Origin of the sequence: Pseudomonas sp. S34 (assembly GCF_009866745.1) — a bacterium.
GTDB lineage: Bacteria > Pseudomonadota > Gammaproteobacteria > Pseudomonadales > Pseudomonadaceae > Aquipseudomonas > Aquipseudomonas jessenii.
Genome location: NZ_CP019398.1, coordinates 2,475,038 through 2,496,411, shown reverse-complemented (window position 1 = coordinate 2,496,411; position 21,374 = coordinate 2,475,038). Strand labels below are relative to the sequence as shown.

Annotated in this window: 19 protein-coding genes; 8 read left to right on the top strand and 11 right to left on the bottom strand. The window is 59.0% G+C overall.

Annotated elements, in window-relative coordinates; genetic code table 11:
- Positions 1–150 precede the first annotated feature (150 nt).
- Positions 151–1,179 (bottom strand): hypothetical protein, encoded by a 1,029-nt coding sequence (locus PspS34_RS28795; protein WP_178122800.1) that lies wholly within the window; start codon positions 1,177–1,179, stop codon positions 151–153.
- Between the two features lie 359 nt (positions 1,180–1,538).
- Here PspS34_RS28795 and PspS34_RS11220 point away from each other — a divergent pair, with 359 nt between their 5' ends.
- The 3 genes from PspS34_RS11220 to PspS34_RS11210 all read left to right on the top strand — a co-directional run bounded on the left by PspS34_RS11220 (position 1,539) and on the right by PspS34_RS11210 (position 4,053).
- Positions 1,539–2,024, top strand: a complete 486-nt coding sequence (locus PspS34_RS11220; protein WP_057715369.1) for an adenosine-specific kinase — start codon at positions 1,539–1,541, stop codon at positions 2,022–2,024.
- Positions 2,025–2,356: 332 nt separating this feature from the next.
- Positions 2,357–3,166 carry a glycosyltransferase gene (locus tag PspS34_RS11215; protein WP_150815227.1) on the top strand — a complete coding sequence of 270 codons (810 nt, stop codon included), beginning with the start codon at positions 2,357–2,359 and terminating at the stop codon, positions 3,164–3,166.
- Between the two features lie 83 nt (positions 3,167–3,249).
- The gene (locus PspS34_RS11210; RefSeq protein ID WP_057715371.1) at positions 3,250–4,053 is read left to right on the top strand and encodes a 2OG-Fe(II) oxygenase; all 804 of its coding nucleotides are present in this window, start codon (positions 3,250–3,252) and stop codon (positions 4,051–4,053) included.
- 92 nt (positions 4,054–4,145) lie between these two features.
- On the opposite strand, the gene PspS34_RS11205 is transcribed toward PspS34_RS11210, so the two are convergent.
- The 4 genes from PspS34_RS11205 to PspS34_RS11190 all read right to left on the bottom strand — a co-directional run bounded on the left by PspS34_RS11205 (position 4,146) and on the right by PspS34_RS11190 (position 8,210).
- Positions 4,146–4,895 (bottom strand): hypothetical protein, encoded by a 750-nt coding sequence (locus PspS34_RS11205; protein WP_150815228.1) that lies wholly within the window; start codon positions 4,893–4,895, stop codon positions 4,146–4,148.
- A gap of 102 nt (positions 4,896–4,997) precedes the next feature.
- Entirely contained in the window at positions 4,998–6,593 is a 1,596-nt protein-coding gene (locus tag PspS34_RS11200; protein ID WP_159389723.1) for a DUF5666 domain-containing protein, read from the bottom strand.
- Positions 6,590–7,432, bottom strand: coding sequence for a DUF6502 family protein (locus PspS34_RS11195; RefSeq protein ID WP_150815230.1), 843 nt, complete (start codon positions 7,430–7,432; stop codon positions 6,590–6,592). Before PspS34_RS11195 ends, PspS34_RS11200 begins: the two co-directional genes overlap by 4 nt.
- A gap of 205 nt (positions 7,433–7,637) precedes the next feature.
- Positions 7,638–8,210, bottom strand: coding sequence for a DUF2214 family protein (locus tag PspS34_RS11190; protein ID WP_150815231.1), 573 nt, complete (start codon positions 8,208–8,210; stop codon positions 7,638–7,640).
- A gap of 267 nt (positions 8,211–8,477) precedes the next feature.
- Here PspS34_RS11190 and PspS34_RS11185 point away from each other — a divergent pair, with 267 nt between their 5' ends.
- Positions 8,478–9,110, top strand: a complete 633-nt coding sequence (locus PspS34_RS11185; protein ID WP_159389722.1) for a dihydrofolate reductase family protein — start codon at positions 8,478–8,480, stop codon at positions 9,108–9,110.
- Between the two features lie 89 nt (positions 9,111–9,199).
- The gene (locus tag PspS34_RS11180) at positions 9,200–10,006 is read left to right on the top strand and encodes a glycosyltransferase (RefSeq protein ID WP_154862201.1); all 807 of its coding nucleotides are present in this window, start codon (positions 9,200–9,202) and stop codon (positions 10,004–10,006) included.
- A gap of 75 nt (positions 10,007–10,081) precedes the next feature.
- Here PspS34_RS11180 and PspS34_RS11175 read toward each other — a convergent pair whose 3' ends face one another.
- The 3 genes from PspS34_RS11175 to mqo form a co-directional block, all read right to left on the bottom strand.
- On the bottom strand, positions 10,082–10,741 hold the full coding sequence (locus PspS34_RS11175; RefSeq protein WP_154862200.1) for a c-type cytochrome: 660 nt from the start codon (positions 10,739–10,741) through the stop codon (positions 10,082–10,084).
- A 10-nt stretch (positions 10,742–10,751) separates the two neighbouring features.
- Positions 10,752–12,011 (bottom strand): molybdopterin-dependent oxidoreductase, encoded by a 1,260-nt coding sequence (locus tag PspS34_RS11170; protein WP_159389721.1) that lies wholly within the window; start codon positions 12,009–12,011, stop codon positions 10,752–10,754.
- Positions 12,012–12,649: 638 nt separating this feature from the next.
- Complete coding sequence (gene mqo, locus PspS34_RS11165; protein ID WP_150815240.1) at positions 12,650–14,296, bottom strand: malate dehydrogenase (quinone); 1,647 nt, start codon at positions 14,294–14,296, stop codon at positions 12,650–12,652.
- 391 nt (positions 14,297–14,687) lie between these two features.
- On the opposite strand from mqo, the gene ilvD reads away from it, so the two are divergent.
- On the top strand, positions 14,688–16,370 hold the full coding sequence (ilvD, locus tag PspS34_RS11160; RefSeq protein WP_159389720.1) for a dihydroxy-acid dehydratase: 1,683 nt from the start codon (positions 14,688–14,690) through the stop codon (positions 16,368–16,370).
- A gap of 190 nt (positions 16,371–16,560) precedes the next feature.
- Here ilvD and PspS34_RS11155 read toward each other — a convergent pair whose 3' ends face one another.
- Complete coding sequence (locus PspS34_RS11155; RefSeq protein ID WP_150815242.1) at positions 16,561–17,211, bottom strand: DUF2238 domain-containing protein; 651 nt, start codon at positions 17,209–17,211, stop codon at positions 16,561–16,563.
- Positions 17,212–17,368: 157 nt separating this feature from the next.
- On the opposite strand from PspS34_RS11155, the gene PspS34_RS11150 reads away from it, so the two are divergent.
- A complete protein-coding gene (locus PspS34_RS11150; RefSeq protein ID WP_102672517.1) occupies positions 17,369–17,800 on the top strand; it encodes a nuclear transport factor 2 family protein in 432 nt (143 codons plus the stop codon).
- Between the two features lie 812 nt (positions 17,801–18,612).
- On the opposite strand, the gene PspS34_RS11145 is transcribed toward PspS34_RS11150, so the two are convergent.
- Positions 18,613–19,428 carry an AraC family transcriptional regulator gene (locus PspS34_RS11145; RefSeq protein WP_090454826.1) on the bottom strand — a complete coding sequence of 272 codons (816 nt, stop codon included), beginning with the start codon at positions 19,426–19,428 and terminating at the stop codon, positions 18,613–18,615.
- Positions 19,429–19,562: 134 nt separating this feature from the next.
- On the opposite strand from PspS34_RS11145, the gene PspS34_RS11140 reads away from it, so the two are divergent.
- Positions 19,563–20,081, top strand: coding sequence for a carboxymuconolactone decarboxylase family protein (locus tag PspS34_RS11140; RefSeq protein ID WP_159389719.1), 519 nt, complete (start codon positions 19,563–19,565; stop codon positions 20,079–20,081).
- A 164-nt stretch (positions 20,082–20,245) separates the two neighbouring features.
- Here PspS34_RS11140 and PspS34_RS11135 read toward each other — a convergent pair whose 3' ends face one another.
- Positions 20,246–21,334, bottom strand: coding sequence for a polyamine ABC transporter substrate-binding protein (locus PspS34_RS11135; protein WP_159389718.1), 1,089 nt, complete (start codon positions 21,332–21,334; stop codon positions 20,246–20,248).
- Between the last annotated feature and the right edge of the window lie 40 nt (positions 21,335–21,374).

Genomic DNA, 21,374 nt, shown 5'->3' with positions numbered 1-21,374 from the left:
TCAGTGTTTCGGACCTGCAACAGATTTCGAAAAAAAGTCGCAAGCCCCCGAGATTCTTCAGGGCTTGCGACTCATTGCCGATACGTCCTTCAAACTCCCCGGACGTCATCGACGGGTATGCCTGCCGTGTTCATTGCCGAACGTGCGGGCCTAGTTCTGCACCTCAACCGTGTCGAAATCCGGCGCGTCTGGTGCATCTGGTGCGTCTGGAGCATCCGGTGCATCCGGTGCATCCGGGGCGTCCGCTACATCCTCTCTGGCCGCCCTCGCCTCAGCTTTGGCAGCCTCTCTGGCTGCGTTCGCCTCGGCTTTGGCTGCGTCCCTCGCGGCATCCGCAGTAGCCCGAGCAGCATCTCTGGCTGCATCTGCCTCGGCCTTGGCAGCGTCCCTGGCTGCATCCGCAGCGGCCCGGGCAGCGTCTCTGGCTGCATCCGCTTCTGCGCGCGATACGCCAGCAGCTCTTGCAGCATCCCGGGCTGCATCCGCCTCAGCTCTGGCGGCGTCACGGGCGGCATCCGCAGTCGCTTTTGCCGCATCCCGGGCTGCATCTGCATCAGCCCGAGCAGCGTCCCGGGCTGCATTGGCATCAGCCCTGGCCGCGTCCCTGGCAGCATCTGCGGCATCGTTATCATTGTCTTTGGCGTTGTCGTTGTCGTTGTCGTTGTCTTTGGCGTTGTCGTTGTCACGCGCATTGCCCGGGCCTTTGTTCCCGGCTATACCACCATGGTCAGCGTCGCCGCGCCCCGGGCCTCCACGACCGTCACCGTCGTGGCCGTCACCACCATGACCGCCACCCTCTCCTCCATGACCGCCACCGCCGTCACCACCGTGACCACCGCCTCCAGAGCCTCCACTGCCGGAGCCACCGCCGCTGCCGCTGCCGCCACCACCGTGGCCGCCTCCGCCACCGCCGCCGTCACCACCGTGACCGCCGCCTCCGGAGCCACCGCCACCACCGTGACCACCGCCTCCGGAGCCGCCGCCACCACCGTGACCACCGCCTCCGGAACCGCCGCCACCGCCGTGACCGCCACCGCCTCCGCCGCTACCACCACCGCCGCTGCCGCCATCTTTGGCATACACGCTGGAGAAACTACTGATGTAATCGGGCACAAGGACAGTCGATGCCGACAGGACCCCGCCTATTGCCAGAGCCAACAAACATTTCTTGAGCAGCATGATGCACCTCCGATTGGAGTTGCGTTTTCACCTCCGTATCGAACGCAATGTCCAGTGAGTTCCCGGCCGCCCATTGGAGCGGCCCGCCAACCGGCACGGCCATCAATCTGCAGCAATAACGAGCCACTGCGGTATCCGTACGATCCCTCAAAGCCAGCTGGTATCTTTGCGTGGGAAATATTCCCACACACCTTAGATTAGTACCCTCAGCCCAAGTGTCAACGACCACATATCAGGTCCAAGGCACGCGTTGAGCAATTGGCCAAAAACAGACAGAGGACGCAGCAACAACCAATGAGTAGCTATGCTTGGTTTGTGGCCAGGCTCTCCTGGCAACATCGTGAAAGGAGGCGTTTGAGATGCAACTCATCACGTTGAAAATCGAAAAGCCGGATGCGACGAACTTCATTCTGGGCCAGACGCACTTCATCAAGTCCGTCGAGGACATCCACGAAGCGCTGGTCAATACCGTGCCAGGTATCCAGTTTGGCGTGGCCTTTTGTGAAGCCTCTGGTCAATGCCTGGTGCGATGGTCTGGCACCGATAGCTCAATGATTGAACTTGCACAGAAAAATGCGAAAGCCATCGCCGCCGGCCATAGTTTCATCATTTTCCTGGGCGACGGTTTCTATCCGCTGAACGTGTTGAACACCATCAAAATGGTTCCAGAGGTATGCCGTATTTTTTGTGCAACAGCCAATCCAACCGAAGTGATTCTCGCTGAGACGCAGCAAGGGCGAGCGATCCTTGGCGTAGTGGATGGCTTTTGTGCCAATGACATCGAAGGCGATGAAGACATCCTGTGGCGCAAGAACCTGTTGCGGCAGATTGGCTACAAGCAGTGAATTGCAGAACGTGCTGGCACACCACATGACGTAACAAATTACCTGAATGCCTTGTGCAAGAGCAGTTCACACCGTCCCGGGATGCTGGCCCGGCCAGCCTCCTGATGTAACGAATCAAGTCAAAATGTTTACCTGCAGAGCAGATCCTTATACGATGAAGTCCGCTTCTACTGCTCTCCATCGGGTCTGAGCAGCCCGTGGTTATTATGCATGACTAAGCGACTTAAAAAATTGTGCTCTATGGCCATGCAAGATTTTGCGCGGCAAACAAGAAAAAATTGTATACAAGTTAACTCATACAATTAAATAGAATAACATTGAGCACCTGAACGATGAACAACCCTGATTTACTGACTGAAAACTCCAAAACCTTCAGCATAGTTATAGTAAATTACAAAACACCTGAAATCACCAAGATATGCCTGGACTTATTACACCAGCATTTTGGCAGCAATAGCGTCCCGGTATGGGTGGTTGACAACTATTCCGCCGATGAGAGCACTGAGTACTTACGAACGCTTGACTGGATCAATTTGATTGAACGCTCTGTTTCTGAACCAGAAGCGGGCCATATTGCCCATGGCAAAGCACTTGACCTGGTTCTCGAGCGAATTGACACCGATTATTTATTCCTGATGCACACCGATACATTTGTTTTCGACAAGAATGTTTTTCCGATGATGCTGAATAAATGTTTGAAAAACCCAAAAGTCGTGGCCGTCGGTTGTGTCGAGCAAATTAACCGCGGCACCGCCAGAACTGTCTGGCGCTATAGCTCACGACTATTCAAGCATCACTTCAGACGCCTGAAAATCTCCATGGGGTTGCGCTCCAGAGAACCAAAGCCGTACAAAGAAGTCTACTTGAAAAGTTTCTGCACATTGTGGAACTGCAAACTTGTAAAACAGCACAACATGCACTTTTCGATGGATGATCGCGTGCCAGGCTATACGCTTCAGGACCGCATGACCGAACTGGGTTATGCCGTTGAAATGCTTTCACCGCGTAAAATTTTCAGCTATCTGGATCACATTCAGTCCGGCACTGTTGCAGCGGTTGGCGGCTATGCTAAAAATCATAGACGAACCAAAATGTACAACAACATCCTTAAGCGTCTGAACAAGGACGACAGAACAAATTGAGTTGCGAATAGACGCAACGAGCAGTGCATTCAACGCTGCATGAAGTCACCCACAGGTTTTTATATCAGGTCATTGGAGCGGTAATGGCACCCATCACTCAGGCACTACCTATCACCCTGTCCCCGGAGCTTGATTTCGACCAGAATGCCGCCAGCGCCTTTGGTGCCTCATTGACCGATAGCTATGTTCAGGCTACGCCATTTCCGCACATAGTCATCGACAACTTCTTGCACGAAGACCTGATCGCGAGCATCTGCTCGCATTTCCCGGTCGAGCCAACCAACAACGAAATGCTCTACGAGCGCGGCTATAAAGGTCAACGCAAACGTCAAATCAGTCCCAACGAATGCGACCCCTATTTGAAGACTGTTTTCAACGCCTTTAACTCGGCCCCCATGTTGCAGTTTCTTGAGAAGCTCACAGGCATCGAAGGTTTGATACCCGACCCCTACTTTACCGGTGGCGGCCTGCACGAAACGAAAAGCGGTGGTTTCCTGGGGGTGCACTCGGACTTCCGGCTCAACAAAAAACTTAATGTTGAACGCAGACTGAACATCATCATTTATCTGAATGAAGACTGGCAAGAGGAATACGGCGGCAACCTGGAACTTTGGGATGTCGGCATGAAGACCTGCCTTAAAAAAGTCCTGCCCATTTACAATCGCTGTGTCATTTTCAACACAGACAAGGACAGCAATCATGGGCACCCGGAGCCTTTAACGACTCCGGAACACATCACCCGCAGGTCTATTGCGCTTTATTACTACACCGCGGGAACCATGGCGATCGATCCGGCACAAAGAAACAAAACCCACTACAAACCAAGGCCCAAGGATCGTTTGAGCCTGAAGTACTACATCAATAAACTGATCAAGAAGAAAAACTGAACTGCAAAACGCCCGGGAGTGAGGCAAGGGCCTGAGTCGAGGCGGTGAAACGCATCAATGCTGGAAGTTACCTGACAGGCAATGGCCAGGAATCAGAAAGCGTGGCTGAGCAACAGCCCGGCCTCGCCGTCCGGGCTGGCGTCGGAAAAGCCCTTGACGGCATATAACTGAAACTTCCATTCCTGATTGAGCTTGTGCGTGAGGAAGAGCGTCAGCTCCTTGATTTCGTCACCCGTGGAAACGACCTTCTGCCGCCAGTCGTAGGACACGCCCGCCGTGGTGCGCACGAACACGGGCATGGCAAAGCCCAGGCCGGCGAATATCGGGTTGTCGAAGTCGGAGCCCGACGGGTCGCCGAACTTTTTCCAGCCCAGGGTCGCGAACCCGGTCACAGGACCGAAGGCTTTGGCGACATCGACCTGGGCGGAATAGTCGGTTTTACCGGTGCCCAGGCACTCGTCTTCGTCGGCGGTGGGCAACTTGACCTTGCCGATCAGGTCCACGAACAGCCCTCCAACGCTGCCGTCCAGCACGGCATAGCCGGCACCGGCAACGGTGTCGCCCAGACCGCTTTCCACCTTGCCGCAACCGCCGGGCAGCGGTTCGCCGTCAGGGCCGACCGAAGGATTGGTGATGCGTAGCCAGGGCACGGTGAGCTTGTAGGTCATGGGGCCGGTTTCGTATCTGCCCACCAGCGGGACGTACCATGTTTCGGAAGTCGTACCGGTACCATAGTCGCCCCGGGAGTAGTCGGTTCCGATCGAGGTCGTAAAGGTATCGGCCAAGGTCGGCAAGGCCAGGCTGGCAAGCCAACCGACGAGCAGGATGCGCTTGGGGTCCATGTTCACCTCGTGTCTGACGTCATCGAAGTTCACACGCATGTTTTGTTGCGTGACTTACCCAGCCTAGTTACTTATGACGAAAGTGCATCATGACTGCACTGCTTAACCCGACTTGCCGGAGCGATCGACTTTTTCAACCGGCTCGACTTTTTCGACCTTCTCAACTTTTTCTGGCCGATCAACTTTGTCTATCTTCTCAACCTTTTCTGGCCGATCAACTTTCTCGACTTTCTCCGGACGTTCGACTTTCTCCACCTTCTCTACCTTCTCCACCCTCTCCACCCTCTCCACTTTCTCGACTTTGCCGGATTGCTCGACCCTCTCGACTCGCTCTGACTTGCCGGACTTGTCCACGTCCACGCGTTCAATCTTGTCGCCACCGCCATGACTGTCACTCCCCCCGTGGCGAGTATCGTCGACAACGCGGCCTTCGCTCTCGGAGCGGCCGCTCCTGTCACCGCCCGAGCTCCCTGAACTCCCCGAGCTGTCAGAGTTGCCGGAGCCGCTTGAGTCGATCGAGTTGCCCGAGCCACTTGAGTCGTCGGTATCTTGCTCGTTGGTGCCGTGTCGTCCGTGCCGGTTGCTCGCTGGCGAATCGGAGCGATCGCGGGGCAATTCAACACGCGTTGCCTGCACCTCCCGCGCGCCGGTGAACACGCCGTTGATCCGCACCCGTCGATCCAGCGCCAGCTCCGAAGCCTGCACACCGACAAACACGGTGTCGTGCGCCAGCGTCACATTAATGCCGCCCACCACCAAATGGCGGTCCTGCCGGCCCTGTACCAGACCCTCGATCACCGCATTGTGTGCCCGGCCAATGAAAGGCAGGCTCGGATCGGGGCGGCTTTGGTTCACGTCCAGCTCGCGGCCGGACCAATGGCCGCGCACCAGCATTTCCTGCGCCGGGCCTGGGTGATTGCTGAGCTTGAGCCCCTGGAGATAGCCACTGCGATCCACCGGGCCGATGGCACTGGCCTCCTTGAGGCCGGGCGCCCGGTCGATGCGGCTGGCCACCACTTCGCCACGAGCATCGCGCAGCCCGCTGACCCGCACGGGATCCCCCGGACGCAGGCCGGCAGCGACCTGGGCACCGTTGGCCAGGCGTACCGGTTGCCCCATGACGCGCATCGGCATGGAGTCGCGCGGCAGGGCTGTCAAAGGGCCTTCGTAGGCGTGCAGGATAGAAATGCGCCCGGCCTCCAGACCACGCCGGGAATTGAACGCTTCCACGGCAACCACTTGGCCTACCGCCAGGCGGGCACTGGAGCTGGCGATGCCGTTCTCGCTGACAGGAACGTTTTTGTTGAAGTGCACTTCCACGCCATTGACGCAGATCGAGGCGAACCCGGTGATGGTGCCGACAATGCCGGTGCCACCGATTCCTCCGTTATCGTTGCTGATGCCCGTGCCACCCACTCCGCCTGCAACGGCACCGGTGCCGCCAATGCCGCCAGGGCTCTTTTTCAGTGGTGCGCCGGTACCACCGATCCCGCCGTTGTCGGTGTCGATGCCGGTACCGCCCATGCCGCCAGGTGTTGCGCCCGTGCCGCCGGTGCCACCAGGTGCCTGGATGACCGGCACTTCGCTGGTGCCCGCATCATTCTGGCTGACACAGGCTGGGGCGGCTTGCAACACACTTGCAAGCCCGAGGCCCAGAACGAGGGCGATTGCACGAATCAGGCGCAATTTGACGGTCATGGTTCAGGGGCTGTTGGCGAATTGGGATCGGAAGCTTCAGTGTAGAAGTACAAGCCGACTGTGATGCGCTGGCGCGGTTGAAGGCTGGGCAGGTCCCGGGACTCCAGTTCGGCGGCGAGTCGGTTGAAGCTCAACAGGGCCTGCATTCCCTCGCTGGCCACGGCCTCGCGTAACGCCTCGACGCTCATCGGGGCCAGTGCGTCATAGTGGACGCTGCGTTCAAAAAAGGCCGGGGCTTCGCTGCTCAGGTTGTGAACCGCAGCGCAGGCATGATCGTGCAGATTGTGCCCCAGGTAAGCCGCTTTCTCATCGAAGCCCTTTTGTGGCACGAAGGCCTGGGCTTCAAGGTGCACGCGCTCTTGTTCGTCAAGGCGCACGACCCCCAGGCGCAACCACTCGTCCAACACCACCCGCGCCCTGATATCCGTGCTGACCTTCGCCACCAAGGCGTCAAAGGAGCGGTCGCCGCCGACACTGGCCAATCGAGGCAACGGCAGTGGCTGGCCGGCGTCGTTGCAGAAGGGCGCGCTGGCCCAGGCGTTGACCAATTGCGCACCGAACGTGATGTTTTCCGGAAGCGTGGAAGCAGCCGGATCAGCGGTATTGCGCAAGCGCCGTACATCCTTGCGGTGCACACCGGTGAGCAGGCTGATGCGGCTGTCGGTCGGTGCCTTCTCGCCCAGGCGGAACTCACGGTCCGCCACTTCGACGAAAACCTCCTTGAGCAGGTCGGCAAACACCAGGTAGGTGACGCCTTTGCGCAGCATCAGGCGCACCAGCGGCTGCATGACATGCCGCAAGGCTTTGAGGAGCGAGGTGGGCAGCGTTGACGATTGCATTCAGCGAATTCCTGGGTAGATAACCCCAGTATAGCCGCGTGGGAAATAATCCCATGAATTTACCGAGAGCCGTGCCAACGCAATACCCGTTGCTATCCGGGAGCAGCTTGGGAGCAATTCGTCAGACTTACAGCTTCGCCTGAATTTCATGCGCGGGAACTTTTCCCGCGCAATGAAGCTGGCCCGAATTTACAGGAATGGATCGCTACCCCGGTACCGAGTTTTTTTGCGCACCGACACTGCCCGCCCTGCCGGCAACTGCCAGTGCCACGCAACAGGCCAGAAACGAGAATGCGACGAATGCGCCCATCACATGCAGGTAAGGCAACACGTGATTCCAGGCTCGAGCCACGCCCAGGAAAGCGGCGAATAGCCAACCGCTCATGGAAAGCGCACCCAACAAGGCGAGCCGCGTGCGGCCTGCACTGCGCAGCGCGACGAATGGAGCCTTCTGCAGCAGCGGGAAGCCGACTCGATGCAAGAGTGCACCGTTGAGACTCAGCAGCGCGACGACCGTCACCTTGGCCCAGAGTTTCTGATTGAGCAGATACGCGTCGCCTTCATTGAGGTAACCCTGAAGCACCAGCAACAGTCCACTTGCCCAAAGGGCCAGCAGTGCAAGGCTGACGATCTTCTGAGTTTCATCGAGGTATTCCAGCCTCGCCTGGTCCAGTATTTCCTTGCGCCAACTCCAAAGCTTGTGATCCGCCTGCAACACCCTCCCCAGGGCAATACACGTAGCGAGCAGATGACCGTACACGAGAAGCATTTTGAGCATTGCCTTGACCTTATTATTGTTTTGGCGCTGCGTTCCCTGCTTCGCTGAATTGAAACCGAATGATACAAATTTGCAATTGCATCTTCAAGACAAATCCTCGCTAACACGCACCTACACAGACCACCATAAGACTTTCGTCGTATATGGGCCGCGCACTTTGTTGTCGATTTCACAGCGTCTGGTTCGACTACCTTTCAGGGAACGGTCTCAAGGAATTGCAGACTTCCCTGTCTAAACGCTTAAACCGGAATGAATCAGGAGAAGAGCATGCGCACACTGACCGTTGCCGCGTTCGTGAGTCTGGACGGCGTCATGCAAGCGCCCGGCGGGCCTGAGGAGGATTGCAGTAGCGGATTCCGCTTCGGTGGCTGGATCGTGCCCTCCGCCGACAAAACCACCGGCCAGGCCGTAATGGACCTGTTTTCACAGCCATTCGAGTTGCTGCTGGGGCGTCGCACCTACGACATCTTCGCCGCCTATTGGCCGAACATTCAGGCCGATTCAACCCATCACACCATCGCTGACCTGTTCAACGCCGTTCCCAAGCATGTGGCCACTCATCACGCCGACTCGCTGGCCTGGCACAACAGTCATGCGCTGAAGGGCAACCTGGTCGACGCGATCAACGCGCTTAAACGCCAGGACGGTCCTCAGCTACTGACCCAAGGCAGCGGCGATCTGGTGCGCCAACTGCTTGCCGCCGGCCTGGTGGACGAGCTGCGGCTGATGATTCATCCCATCCTGCTGGGGCGCGGCAAGCGCCTGTTCGACGACAACGCACAAGCGTCTGCCTTCACCCTGGTGAATTCGATCAGCTCACCCGGGGGTGTACTGATCGCCCGCTACATCCGCAGTGGCGAAGTGCGTACAGGTTCATTCGAAGGCGTCAGGCAGCGATAGCCAGCGTCGTGTCGCCCAGGTGAAATTAAGCTTGAACTAAGGTTGCCCCTTTAGTCTTCGACTCTTTTGAGTCGTCGAGCATTTCGAAGATGGGTAGTGTCGATACAAACGCCAAGCCACCATTCAGCATCGTTCTGGTTAATTACAAAACCCCGGAGCTCACCAGGATCTGCCTGGAACTGTTGCAGGAGCATGTCCAAAAATCAGGCATTGCGGTCTGGGTGGTCGATAACGGTTCGGCGGACGCCAGCGTCGAGTATTTGCGCTCGCTCGACTGGATCAACCTGATCGAACGCGATGCCCCCACCAAAGAACCGGGGCACATCGCCCATGGCAAAGCGCTGGACATGGCGCTGGCCAGGGTCAATACCGACTACCTGTTCCTGATGCACACCGACACGTTCGTCTTCGATGCAAACGTCTTTGCGATGATGATGGACCACTGCACCAAGGATCAAAACGTCATCGCGGTCGGTTGCACGGAGCAACTCAACCGCGGACTGCCAAGGACCGTTTGGCGCTTCACTTCACGCCTGATCAAGCACCACTACCGACGCCTGAAGCAATCGCTCGGCCTGCGCTCGAAGGAGCCGAAACCCTACCGGGAAACCCACTTGAAAAGCTTTTGCACGCTATGGAATGCCAGGCTGATGAAGCAGCAGGGTTTGCATTTTCAGATTGATGACCGTGTGCCCGGTTATGAGCTGCAAGACCGCGTGATCAGGCTTGGCTACAAAGTCGTGTTCCTTTCGCCCGGCAAAATCTTCAAGTACCTGGACCACGTCCAGTCTGGCACCGTCGCTGCTGCGGGCGGATATGGCCAAGGTCATCGACGGACGAAAATGTACCAGGATATTCTCAAGCGCTTCAGTGCAACCCACTCCTCGATGTCTTGAATAAACCAGCGCCCACAAGAAAGCCCGCTGACCGTCGCCGGTTCAGCGGGCTTTTCGCATCAGGCTAATACTGGCTCACTGTTGCAGGATAAAGGTCGCCAGGCTTTTCAGGTCGTCCGGGCTCAACTGCGCGAAAGGCGGCATGGGCACATCCCCCCACTTCCCGCTGCCACCGTGCTGGATGCTGGACATAAGCCTGTCCATTGCCTGCGGGTCCTTGGCATATTTGGCCGCCACGTCGCGGTAGGCCGGGCCTACCACTTTGTGATCGATCGCGTGGCAGGACAGACAGGCGTTGTTCTGCAGCAAAGCCTTGGCGTCGACATTTGCCCCAGCCCCAGCCCCAGCCACCGGCGGGAGCTGGGCCACCGGGGCGTTCGAGGCCGCCAGAACATCGGCATCATTGGCCTTCGCACTGCCGTAGGTCACCGCCAGGTAAGCGCCGATAACACTCACATCCCGGTCGCTGATCGGGGCGCCGTACACGTGCTGCATCTTGCCCGCTTCGGCGGTCCACTGCGCCAGGCTCAGGCCTGGCGGCTGGAAGTTGATGTAGTCGGCCGAATGGCAGACGGAACACTTCTGCTGCGCCAAAGCGTAGCCAGGCATCGTGCTGGGCTTGAACGCAGCGGTTTCAGGCGGCAGCGTGATAGACAGCGGCGCGGCACCAGCCAGGGTCGCCAGACAAACCTGAGCCGCGCAGAGCAAGGCGGTCATGCATTTCACAAGTTTCATGCGGCCCTCCTCAGGCGACGGTCACGTGGGTGGTTTCGACGACGTGGCGGCGGTAGCCCGCTGGGTTCCAGTCAGCCTGCAGCGGTTGCGTCTCGCCAGCACTGTTGCTGGCCCGCACCATCAACGGTGTGGCGCCCTTGCCGGTAAAGGTGATCGGCAGTGTCCACTCACGAAAGGAGAAGTGGCCAAGGTCCTGCCCGAGCGTGGATTCACGCCAGGTTTTTCCGCCGTCGATCGACACCTCCACCTTGTTGACCCCAACGCCACCGTCGAACGCGATGCCCTTGAGCACCACGCTTTTGTTCAGCGGCAATACATCGCCGTGTTTAACACTGGTGATGAAACTGCGGACCGGCAATCTGGAAATCGGCTGGGTTTTCGCCGCCGTGGTGCCCGGGGCAATGCAGAAGCAATCGTTATCTGGAACCCGGTAACCCTTGGCCATGAAGAAACCGTCGTAGGTGTGGTCGACGACTTCGATCTCACTCAGGTGCTTGACCCAGTACGTGCCGAAGTAGCCTGGCACCACCAGACGAATCGGGTATCCGTTGAGAAATGGCAGGTCGGTGCCATTCATCGACCACGCGATCATGGGCTCGCCGTCCATGGCATGGCTGATGTCCAGCGCCTTGATGAACTCCGGCGTGCTTGGCAACACCGGTTTATCGAGCCCACGGAAGGTCACTTGCCGGGCCTCGGCTTTCACACCGGCCTTTTCCAGCACAGCCTTGAGCGGCACGCCCACCCAGCGCGCATTGCCCATGGAGCCATTGCCCAACTGCGCGCCGAACACTCGAGGCATCGAGAAGCCACGGCTGTTACCCGAACACTGATTGACGGCCACCACTTCTACCGGTGCGGCAAGGGCCTTGAGCTCGGCAAGGGAAAGCGACAGCGGCGTCTCGACCGAGCCCTTGATTGTCAGGCGGTAGCTGTCCGGATCGATGCTGGTCGGGAAATTGGCCAGGTGGTAACGCACGAAAAAGGCGTCATTGGGCGTGATCGGTCCTTCGTTGAAGACCGGGAACGGCGTCTCCAGATGCGGCGGCCGAGTGGTCACCAGGGTCAACGGACGTTTTTGCGGGTATTGCACCAGCGGTCGTGGGCCTGCGGCAAAGGTCACGTCTTCGACGGATTCGCTGGCCGCTGCGGATTCATCGGCTGCCCTGGCCAGGCTTGCCAGCGGCGACGCCGCCAAAGCCAAAGTGAAAGCATCGCGTAAAACCCGCCGGCGGCTCGGCTGGCTGCTGTCTACAAAACTGAACTTCATTCTGCGCTCTCTATGATTGTTTTATTGAGATGCAACTGACTGTGGGAGCGAGCTTGCTCGCGATGATCGTTAACGAAAACGCGTGCTTACTGACTAAACGCGGCGCACTTGAGTCCATCGCGAGCCAGCTCGCTCCTACAAATTCCCGCCAGGGCGGAGAGGTATCAGGCTTACGGTTTCGCCTTACCGAGGTCGGAAAACAAACCAGTATCGTCAGGGCCAAAGTGCCTGCTTCTCATTGAGCGTCAGTGACTTGACAATTGATGACAGGAACCCCCGTTACGGCCGGCGTAGACGCTCCGAGCTCAAAGCGTTGCCTGTGCCATCGCCCACAAAAAATGCCCACTGACCGCCGCCGGTTCAGTGGGCTTTTTCACATCAGTCTAAAAACTGCCCTCGCCTGCTGCCGCCAAGGCAATGGTCTGTCCAAATTGCATAAACGCCAGCTTGTAGGAGCGAGCTTGCTCGCGATGGACGTCAACGATAACGCGTGCTGCCTGAGTGCCCGCGTTGTCCTGGCGTTTTTCGCGAGCAGGCTCGCTCCTACAGGGAATCAGGGGTATTTCGTGGGATCCGAGAGCAAAAAAGCCCACTGACCGTCGCCGGTTCAGTGGGCTTTTTTTGATCCGGCAGTCTAATTAGAGAGCCATATCACTCGCAGCATTAGCCTTCGGCGCTTTCGCATCCGTATCGACAGTCACTGGCTTCACAGCCGGCGCAATCACCGCTGGTGGCGGAGTCAGTTCCAACACCTTGGCGGTGTAGGCCCATTCTTCAGCAACCTTCTCAGGGCTGGCGTTCAGCTGGGTGCCGTAGCTCGGTACGATCTGGTGCAGTTTTGCCTGCCACTCAGGGGTCGCGACCTTGTCCTTGAACACTTTCTGCAGCACGGTCAGCATGATCGGCGCGGCGGTCGAAGCGCCTGGGGAGGCGCCCAGCAGGCCGGCGATGCTGCCGTCTTGCGAAGCGACGATTTCGGTGCCCAGTTTCAGCACGCCACCGGCGGCTTCGTCACGCTTGATGATCTGCACGCGCTGGCCGGCCTGCCACAGGCGCCAGTCTTCAGCCTTGGCGTTCGGGAAGTATTCCTTCAGGGCGTTGAGGCGGTCTTCGTCAGACAGCATCAACTGGCCTGCCAGGTACTCGACCAGCGGGTATTCCTTGATGCCGACCTTGGTCATTGGCCACACGTTGTGGGTGGTCGTGGTGGTCAGCAGGTCCAGGTACGAACCTTCTTTCAGGAACTTGGTGCTGAAGGTCGCGAACGGGCCAAACAGGATCACGCGCTTGCCGTCCAGCACGCGGGTGTCCAGGTGCGGAACCGACATCGGCGGTGCACCAACGGAGGCTTTGCCGTAGGCCTTGGCCAGGTGTTGCTCGGCGATGGTCGGGTTCTCGGTCACGAGGAACGAGCCGCCTACCGGGAAGCCTGCGTATTCCTTGGCTTCAGGAATGCCGGACTTCTGCAGCAGGTGCAGGGCACCGCCGCCGGCGCCGATGAACACGAACTTGGCGTCGGTTTCGGTCTTGCTGCCGTCTTTCAGGTTTTTGTAGCTGACACGCCAGCTGCCGTCTTCGTTCCGGGTGATGTCCTGTACTTCGCTGGACAGCTTCAAGTCGAACTTCGGCGTGGTTTGCAGGTGCGCAACGAACTGGCGGGTGATTTCGCCGAAGTTCACGTCGGTACCCAGCGGGCTCCAGGTGGCCGCGATCTTCTGGCTCGGGTCACGCCCTTCCATCATCAGCGGCACCCACTTTTTGATCACAGCCGGGTCTTCGGAGTACTGCATGCCGGCGAACAGCGGGCTCGCTTGCAGGGCTTCGTAGCGTTTTTTCAGGAACTTGATGTTGTCATCGCCCCACACGAAGCTCATGTGCGGTGTGGAGTTGATGAACGAACGCGGGTTCTTCAGCACGCCTTGCTGAACCTGCCAGGCCCAGAACTGACGGGAGATCTGGAACGCTTCGTTGATTTCAACGGCCTTCGGGATCGAAACCTTGCCGTTCTCGTCTTCAGGGGTGTAGTTCAGCTCGGCCAGGGCGGAGTGACCGGTACCGGCGTTGTTCCAGCCGTTGGAGCTTTCCTGGGCGACACCGTCGAGGCGCTCGATCATTTCCATCGAAGTGCCGGGTTCCAGCTCATTGAGCCACACACCCAGGGTCGCGCTCATGATGCCGCCGCCGATCAGCAGTACGTCGACTTTCTTGGCTTCTTCGGCCTGGGCTGTCGTCATCCCCAACGACAAGGCCAGCCCCAGCAGGGCTGTGTTCACTTTCTTAAACATCTGTAGCACCTATGATAAAACGCCATCCGCCCTTCCGTCCTCATGCGCACAACCCCGTGTTTCACGGCAGTCACGGGTGCGGCACTCAAGGATTGCAGGGTGGGCACACAAGGCCGACGAACCGCATCGACCCCACTTTAATGTCCCTTCTGAACTGACTTTTTATCTTTATTGGCTTCAGCTACTTGAGCGACAGTGATTCTGCTCGCCCGTCTCAAGGACAGGAAAACTGAATAGATCAAACCAAGTTGTCGCGAAGAATATCACGACAAGGCTTACCCGCGCGTCTGTTCCCGACCGGTTAGCCCGGGCCCGGGCGCCCGGCCTTCTATACTCATCCTGTTTTTCTCAACGAGTGTGTGAGCAACAGCCATCAGCGATAGGAGCAGTCATGAGCGACAAAGACGATCTGCGCAAGTACTCCTCTCAGGTAATCGACGGCGTAGAGGCCGCACCGGCACGCGCCATGCTGCGGGCCGTGGGCTTTACCGATGCAGACTTCACCAAGCCGCAGGTAGGCATCGCCTCGACCTGGGCCATGGTCACGCCCTGCAACATGCACATCGACAAGCTGGCGCTCGAAGCCGAAAAAGGCGCGAATGCCGCCGGTGCCAAGGGCGTGATCTTCAACACCATCACCATTTCCGACGGCATCGCCAACGGCACCGAAGGCATGAAGTATTCGCTGGTGTCCCGCGAGGTGATCGCCGACTCCATTGAAGTGGTCACCGGTTGCGAAGGCTTCGACGGCCTGGTGACCATCGGCGGTTGCGACAAGAACATGCCGGGGTGCCTGATCGGCATGGCGCGGCTGAATCGCCCGTCGATCTTTGTCTACGGCGGCACCATCCAGCCGGGGGCCGGCCATACCGATATCATTTCCGTGTTCGAGGCCGTGGGCCAGCACGCGCGGGGCGACATCAACGAGATTCAGGTCAAGCAGATCGAGGAAGTGGCGATTCCCGGTCCCGGTTCCTGTGGCGGCATGTACACCGCCAACACCATGGCCTCGGCCATAGAAGCATTGGGCATGAGCCTGCCTGGGTCCAGCTCCCAGGACGCCATCGGCACCGACAAGGCGTCGGACAGTTTCCGGGCCGGCCAGCAGGTCATGGAGTTGCTCAAACTCGACCTCAAACCTCGCGACATCATGACCCGCAAAGCCTTCGAGAATGCCATCCGCGTGGTGATCGCCCTCGCCGGCTCGACCAACGCCGTGCTGCATCTGCTGGCCATGGCCAATGCGGTGGATGTCGAACTGACCCTGGATGACTTCGTCGAGCTCGGCAAGGTTTCCCCGGTGGTCGCCGACCTGCGCCCCAGCGGTAAATACATGATGAGCGAGCTGGTGGCCATCGGCGGCATTCAACCGCTGATGAAGCGCATGTTGGATGCCGGCATGCTGCACGGCGATGTGCTGACCGTCACCGGCCAGACCCTGGCGGAAAACCTGGCCAACGTACCCGACTACCCGGCCGGCCAGGACGTGATCCGGCCTTTCGACCAGCCGATCAAAAAGGACTCCCACCTGGTCATTCTGCGCGGCAACCTCTCGCCCACTGGCGCCGTGGCCAAGATCACCGGCAAGGAAGGCCTGCGCTTCGAAGGCACGGCCCGGGTCTATCACGGCGAAGAAGGTGCGCTGGCCGGCATTCTCAATGGCGAAGTCCAGCCCGGCGAAGTGATCGTGATCCGTTACGAAGGGCCAAAGGGCGGTCCGGGTATGCGCGAAATGCTCTCGCCGACGTCGGCGGTCATGGGCAAGGGCCTGGGCAAGGAGGTGGCGCTGATCACCGACGGGCGTTTTTCCGGCGGTTCCCACGGTTTCGTGGTCGGTCACATCACGCCGGAAGCCTTTGAGGGCGGGCCGATTGCGCTGGTCGAGAATGGCGACAGGATCATCATCGATGCTGAAACCCGGCTGATCACGGTGGATGTCTCCGATGCCGTGCTGGCCGAGCGCAAGTCGCGCTGGGTGCGGCCGGAATCAAAATACAAGCGCGGGGTGCTGGCCAAGTATGCGAAGACGGTGTCCAGTGCTTCGGAGGGGGCTGTGACGGACAAATACCTGTAGCCCGTAGTTTTGCGTTGTATGGTCTGCCGCCTTCGCGAGCAAGCCCGCTCCCACAGAGGATCTCCATTTGCCGAAGATCACCTGTGGGAGCGGGCTTGCTCGCGAAGGCGTCCTGTCAGGCAACCTCTACCTCAAAACCTGAACCGATCAACCGACCGCGACAGCTGCTCCGCCGAAGCCTTCCACCCGATCACCTTGCAGTCGTCACCGGTTGCTTTTGCGCCATACCCCGCAAAGACACCAGCAACAGGCTGACAAACGCACCGGCAACCGCGATGGCCATGTCCTTTTGCGAGTCCCAGGGATCGTTTTGCGCACCGACGAAGGCCTTCGCCGTGTCTTTGCCCAGGAAAGCCCCGCCGATCCATTCCACCAGTTCGTACAAGGCGGATGTCGACAGCATGATGTTCAGGGTCACGAAAAACAGCCAGAACCCGCGCAGCGGCGTCAGCCGCCACAGCACTTCGCGCACCGGATAAACCAGCAGCAGCCCATAGCTCAGATGTACCAGGCGGTCGTAGTGATTGCGATGAGCACCTGTCGCCCGGTCGAAACTGAAGCCCAACCACGCCGAAGACCATTGTTCGTAAGGCACCAGGGAATAGGTGTAGTGGGCGCCCAGTTCATGCACGCACAGAAACGCAAACACCAGTGTGATGGACACCGCAGACAGGCGGAACCGCCGTGAAACCGCCACCAGCGTCCCCACCAGCAACAGCACCAGCAGGTTCTCCAGCGCCCAGTCCACCCGGCTGCGGGGAGCAAAACCCGACACCACGACAATCACCAGAAACACCATGAGCAACGTCAGGTCGTGCCGTAAACGCGGGTCAGGCTGCATGGCGCAATACCTCGAAGTCAGGACATCGCCCTTTTAACTTCGAGGTACGATCACCGGGCAAGTTCGCTTTTTTCCTCCCTCGCATGCTACGTTGTACGATGACTGACGAATATTCGAACAGTCGTCGCGCAATCCCTACAACAACAAGGAAACACCCATGAAAAAAGCAACAGTGCTGATTGGTTTTCTGTGCCTGTTCAGCGGTTACGTCGCCGCCACCCCGGCCGCCGCGGACAAGGACGTGGCCCAGGCTGTCGACCACCTGACCCAGGCCATGCTGCACAAAGACATCCCGGAGCTGAACGCCTTGACCGCCGAGAACCTGACCTACGGGCATTCCAGCGGCAAGATCCAGGACAAGCAGGCCTTCATCGCCGACATCGAAACCGGCAAAAGCGCCTTCAAGACCCTTGAGATGCAAAACCAGACCATTACCGTCTCGGGCGATGTCGCGCTGGTCCGCCACCACTTCTCGGCCCAAGCGCTCAAAGGCACTGAGGTGGTGCCGACGGAAATCGAAAACTTCCAGATCTGGCAAAAGCAGAACGGCAAATGGCTGCTGGTAGGACGGCAGGCGTTCAAGTTCTGATGCATTGCTAAAACCGCCCCATAACCTGTGGGAGCGAGCTTGCTCGCGAAGGCACAGTGTCAGTCAACTCCCTGTTGGATGTGCCGGCCTCTTCGCGGGCAAGCCCGCTCCCACAGGAATGTTGGCCGGCCACAGAATTGGCATTCACTGAAGATCAGAACTGTGGGAGCGGGCTTGCTCGCGAAGGCGCAGTGTCAGTCAACCTCCCTGTTGGATGTGCCGACCTCTTCGCGGGCAAGCCCGCTCCCACAGGAATGTTGGCCGGCCACAGAATTGGCATTCACTGAAGATCAGAACTGTGGGAGCGGGCTTGCTCGCGAAGGCGCAGTGTCAGTCAACCTCCCTGTTGGATGTGCCGACCTCTTCGCGGGCAAGCCCGCTCCCACAGGAATGTTGGCCGGCCACAGAATTGGCATTCACTGAAGATCAGAACTGTGGGAGCGGGCTTGCTCGCGAAGGCGCAGTGTCAGTCAACCTCCCTGTTGGATGTGCCGACCTCTTCGCGGGCAAGCCCGCTCCCACAGGAATGTTGGCCGGCCACAGAATTGGCATTCACTGAAGATCAGAACTGTGGGAGCGGGCTTGCTCGCGAAGGCGCAATGTCAGTCAGCCTCCCTGTTGGATGTGCCGGCCTCTTCGCGGGCAAGCCCGCTCCCACAGGAATGTTGGCCGGCCACAGAATTGGCATTCACTGAAGATCAGAACTGTGGGAGCGGGCTTGCTCGCGAAGGCGCAATGTCAGTCAGCCTCCCTGTTGGATGTGCCGGCCTCTTCGCGGGCAAGCCCGCTCCCACAAAGGGGATAGACGGTGGTCAGTTGCCCCTCCATTCCCGCGGGCTGAGCCCGGTCTTGCGACGAAACGCCCGGGCCAGCGCCGAGGGGCTTTCGTAACCGACTTCCTCGGCAATCAGCGCAATCGGCCGGCCCTCGCGCAAGCGTTTCTGCGCCAGGCTGATGCGCCAGCTCACCAGGTAATCCACCGGCGTTTGCCCGACCACCCGACGAAAATGTTCGGCGAAACTGGCCCGCGACATGTTGGCGGCGACCGAGAGTTCGGCCACGCTCCAGGCCTTGGCCGGGGTTTCATGCATCAGGCTCAGGGGCCGCGCCAGGCGCGCATCGGCGAGGCCGGCCATCATGCCCGGTTGCTGGCCACCCGTACTCAGAATGTGTCGCAGCAACAGAATCACCAGCAATTCAAACAACCGGTCCATGACGGCTTCACGCCCGCATGTGCCGTCAAACGCCTCGTTGAACAGCCATTCCAGAGTCCCGGCCAGTGCCGGGATTTCATCGAGCTTAAGCACCAGGTAATCAGGCAGTGCCGCCGCCAGGGCATTGCCCGCGCCGCCGTCGAAATCCAGGGTCGCGCAGACCAGTTGCGTGCCGGACGCTTCTGAAGCGAACAGGCGATGCCGATAGGGGCGGGGGAAAAATATCAGGGTCGGTTCGGTCAGTTGCAGATCCGGCTGATCCCCCAACCTGAGCAGCAACTCACCCGCCTGAAGCAGGTGCAAATGACCGCTGACCTGTTGGCCGTCGAAGGCGGTGGTACCGCAAAACGTGCCGCTATGGAACGTGCCGGCATTGACGCCAAAGTGTGTGAGCAACGTAGACAAGCGATCCATGACAAGGCTCCCGAAGGCAGTTCTGGACGATCTGTCGCATATCCTCGACTATTTGCACCCAACAAGCCAGGCGTTCTCCCTAACATCAGCTCCGTACCCAGCGCATTCCGCGCTTCACACCACGGAGTATCACCATGACCCGCATTGCCCCGATCAGTCTGGAACACGCCACCGACGCCACCCGCCCGCTGCTGGAAGGCGTGCAGAAGAAAATCGGCTTTTTGCCCAACGTCTTCAAAGTATTGGCCCACGCCCCGGCGGTGTTGGCCTCGTACCTGCAAAACTCGGCCGCACTGGGCAAGACGTCCCTGAGCGCCACGGAAAAAGAAGCGGTGTCCCTGGCTACTTCGCAGGTCAACGGCTGCGACTACTGCCTGGCCGCTCACACGCTGTTCGCCGGCAAGGCCGGGCTGTCGAAGCAGGACATCCTCAGCGCACGACACGGTGAACTAAACGCCATAGCCACCCTCGCCCGCCAGATCACCGAAAGCCGTGGCCACCTGACCGTCGAACAGATCGCGGCAGCCCGTGCTTCCGGTATCGACGACGGCAAGATCATTGAAGTGATCGCCCATGTAGCTTCGCAGACATTGACCAACTACCTGAACAACGCCGTGCTGACCGACATCGACTTCCCGGCCATCGATGCCTGAGCCCATCTAGCGTAAATCCAGTCTGAAAAAACCTGTGGGAGCGGGCTTGCTCGCGAAGGCGGTGTGTAAGTCGACAGCATTGGTGTCTGATACGCCGCTTTCGCGAGCAAGCCCGCTCCCACACTGACTTTATTCAAGCGACAGAGATGCGCATGACGTCACGATCAGGTATTGGTTTTCAGCTTGGTCCACAGCCTCGTGCTCAACCGTGCGATGGCCGCGGGCAAGTCCTCGACGGTGAACAGCTTGTCCATCACGCTTTTCGGCGGGTAGATCGCCAGGTCCTGCTTCACCGCCGGGTCAACGAAGGCATCCGCCGCACTGTTGGGGTTGGCGTAATGGATGCTGTTGCTGATGTTGGCAATCACCTTCGGCTCCAGCAGGTAGTTCATGTAGGCGTAGCCGTTGCGCTCATGGGGCGCGTTCTTGGGCATGACGACCATGTCCAGCCACAAGGTGGAACCCTCCTCCGGGATCGAGTAGGCAATATCGATCCCGTTTTTCGCCTCCCTGGCACTGGCGGCGGCCTGCACGATGTCGCCGTTGAAACCGATCACCGCGCAGACGTTACCGTTGGCCAGGTCGCTGATGTACTTGGACGCATGGAAATACTGGACGTAAGGCCGGATCTTCAGCAGCGCCTGCTCGGCTTTCTTGTAGTCGGCAGGCTCATGGCTGTGGGGCGGCAGGCCCAGATAGTTAAGCGTGATCGGCAGGATCTGCGTCGGGTTGTCGATGATCGCCACCCCACATTCGCTGAGCTTCTTGATGTTGTTCTCGTCGAAAAACAGGCTCCAGGACCGGGTGACGTCGGTATTGCCGAAGATCGCCTTGATCTTCTCGACGTTGTAACCGATGCCCGCCGTGCCCCACATGTAGGGGTAGCCGTACTGGTTGCCCGGATCGTTGACCTCAAGCTTCTTCATCAGCGCCGGGTCGAGGTTTTTCCAGTTGGGCAACTGGCTCCGGTCGAGTTTCTGGATGGCGCCGGCCTTGATCAGGCGCGACAGGAAGTGGTTCGACGGGCTGACCACGTCATACCCGGTGTTGCCGGTCATCAACTTCGATTCCAGCACTTCGTTGCTGTCGTGGATGTCGTAGGTCGCCTTGATCCCGGTTTCCTTGTTGAAGTTGACCAGGGTGTCGTCGGCGATGTAGCCGTTCCAGTTGGAAATATTGACGGTTTCGTCGGCATGAGTCACGGCGGAAAAGGTCGAGATCAGGGCCACAAGGGAAAGCGTATTGACGCGCATGTTGAATCACCTTCGATGGGAAGTGCTTTTGTTCTTGTTG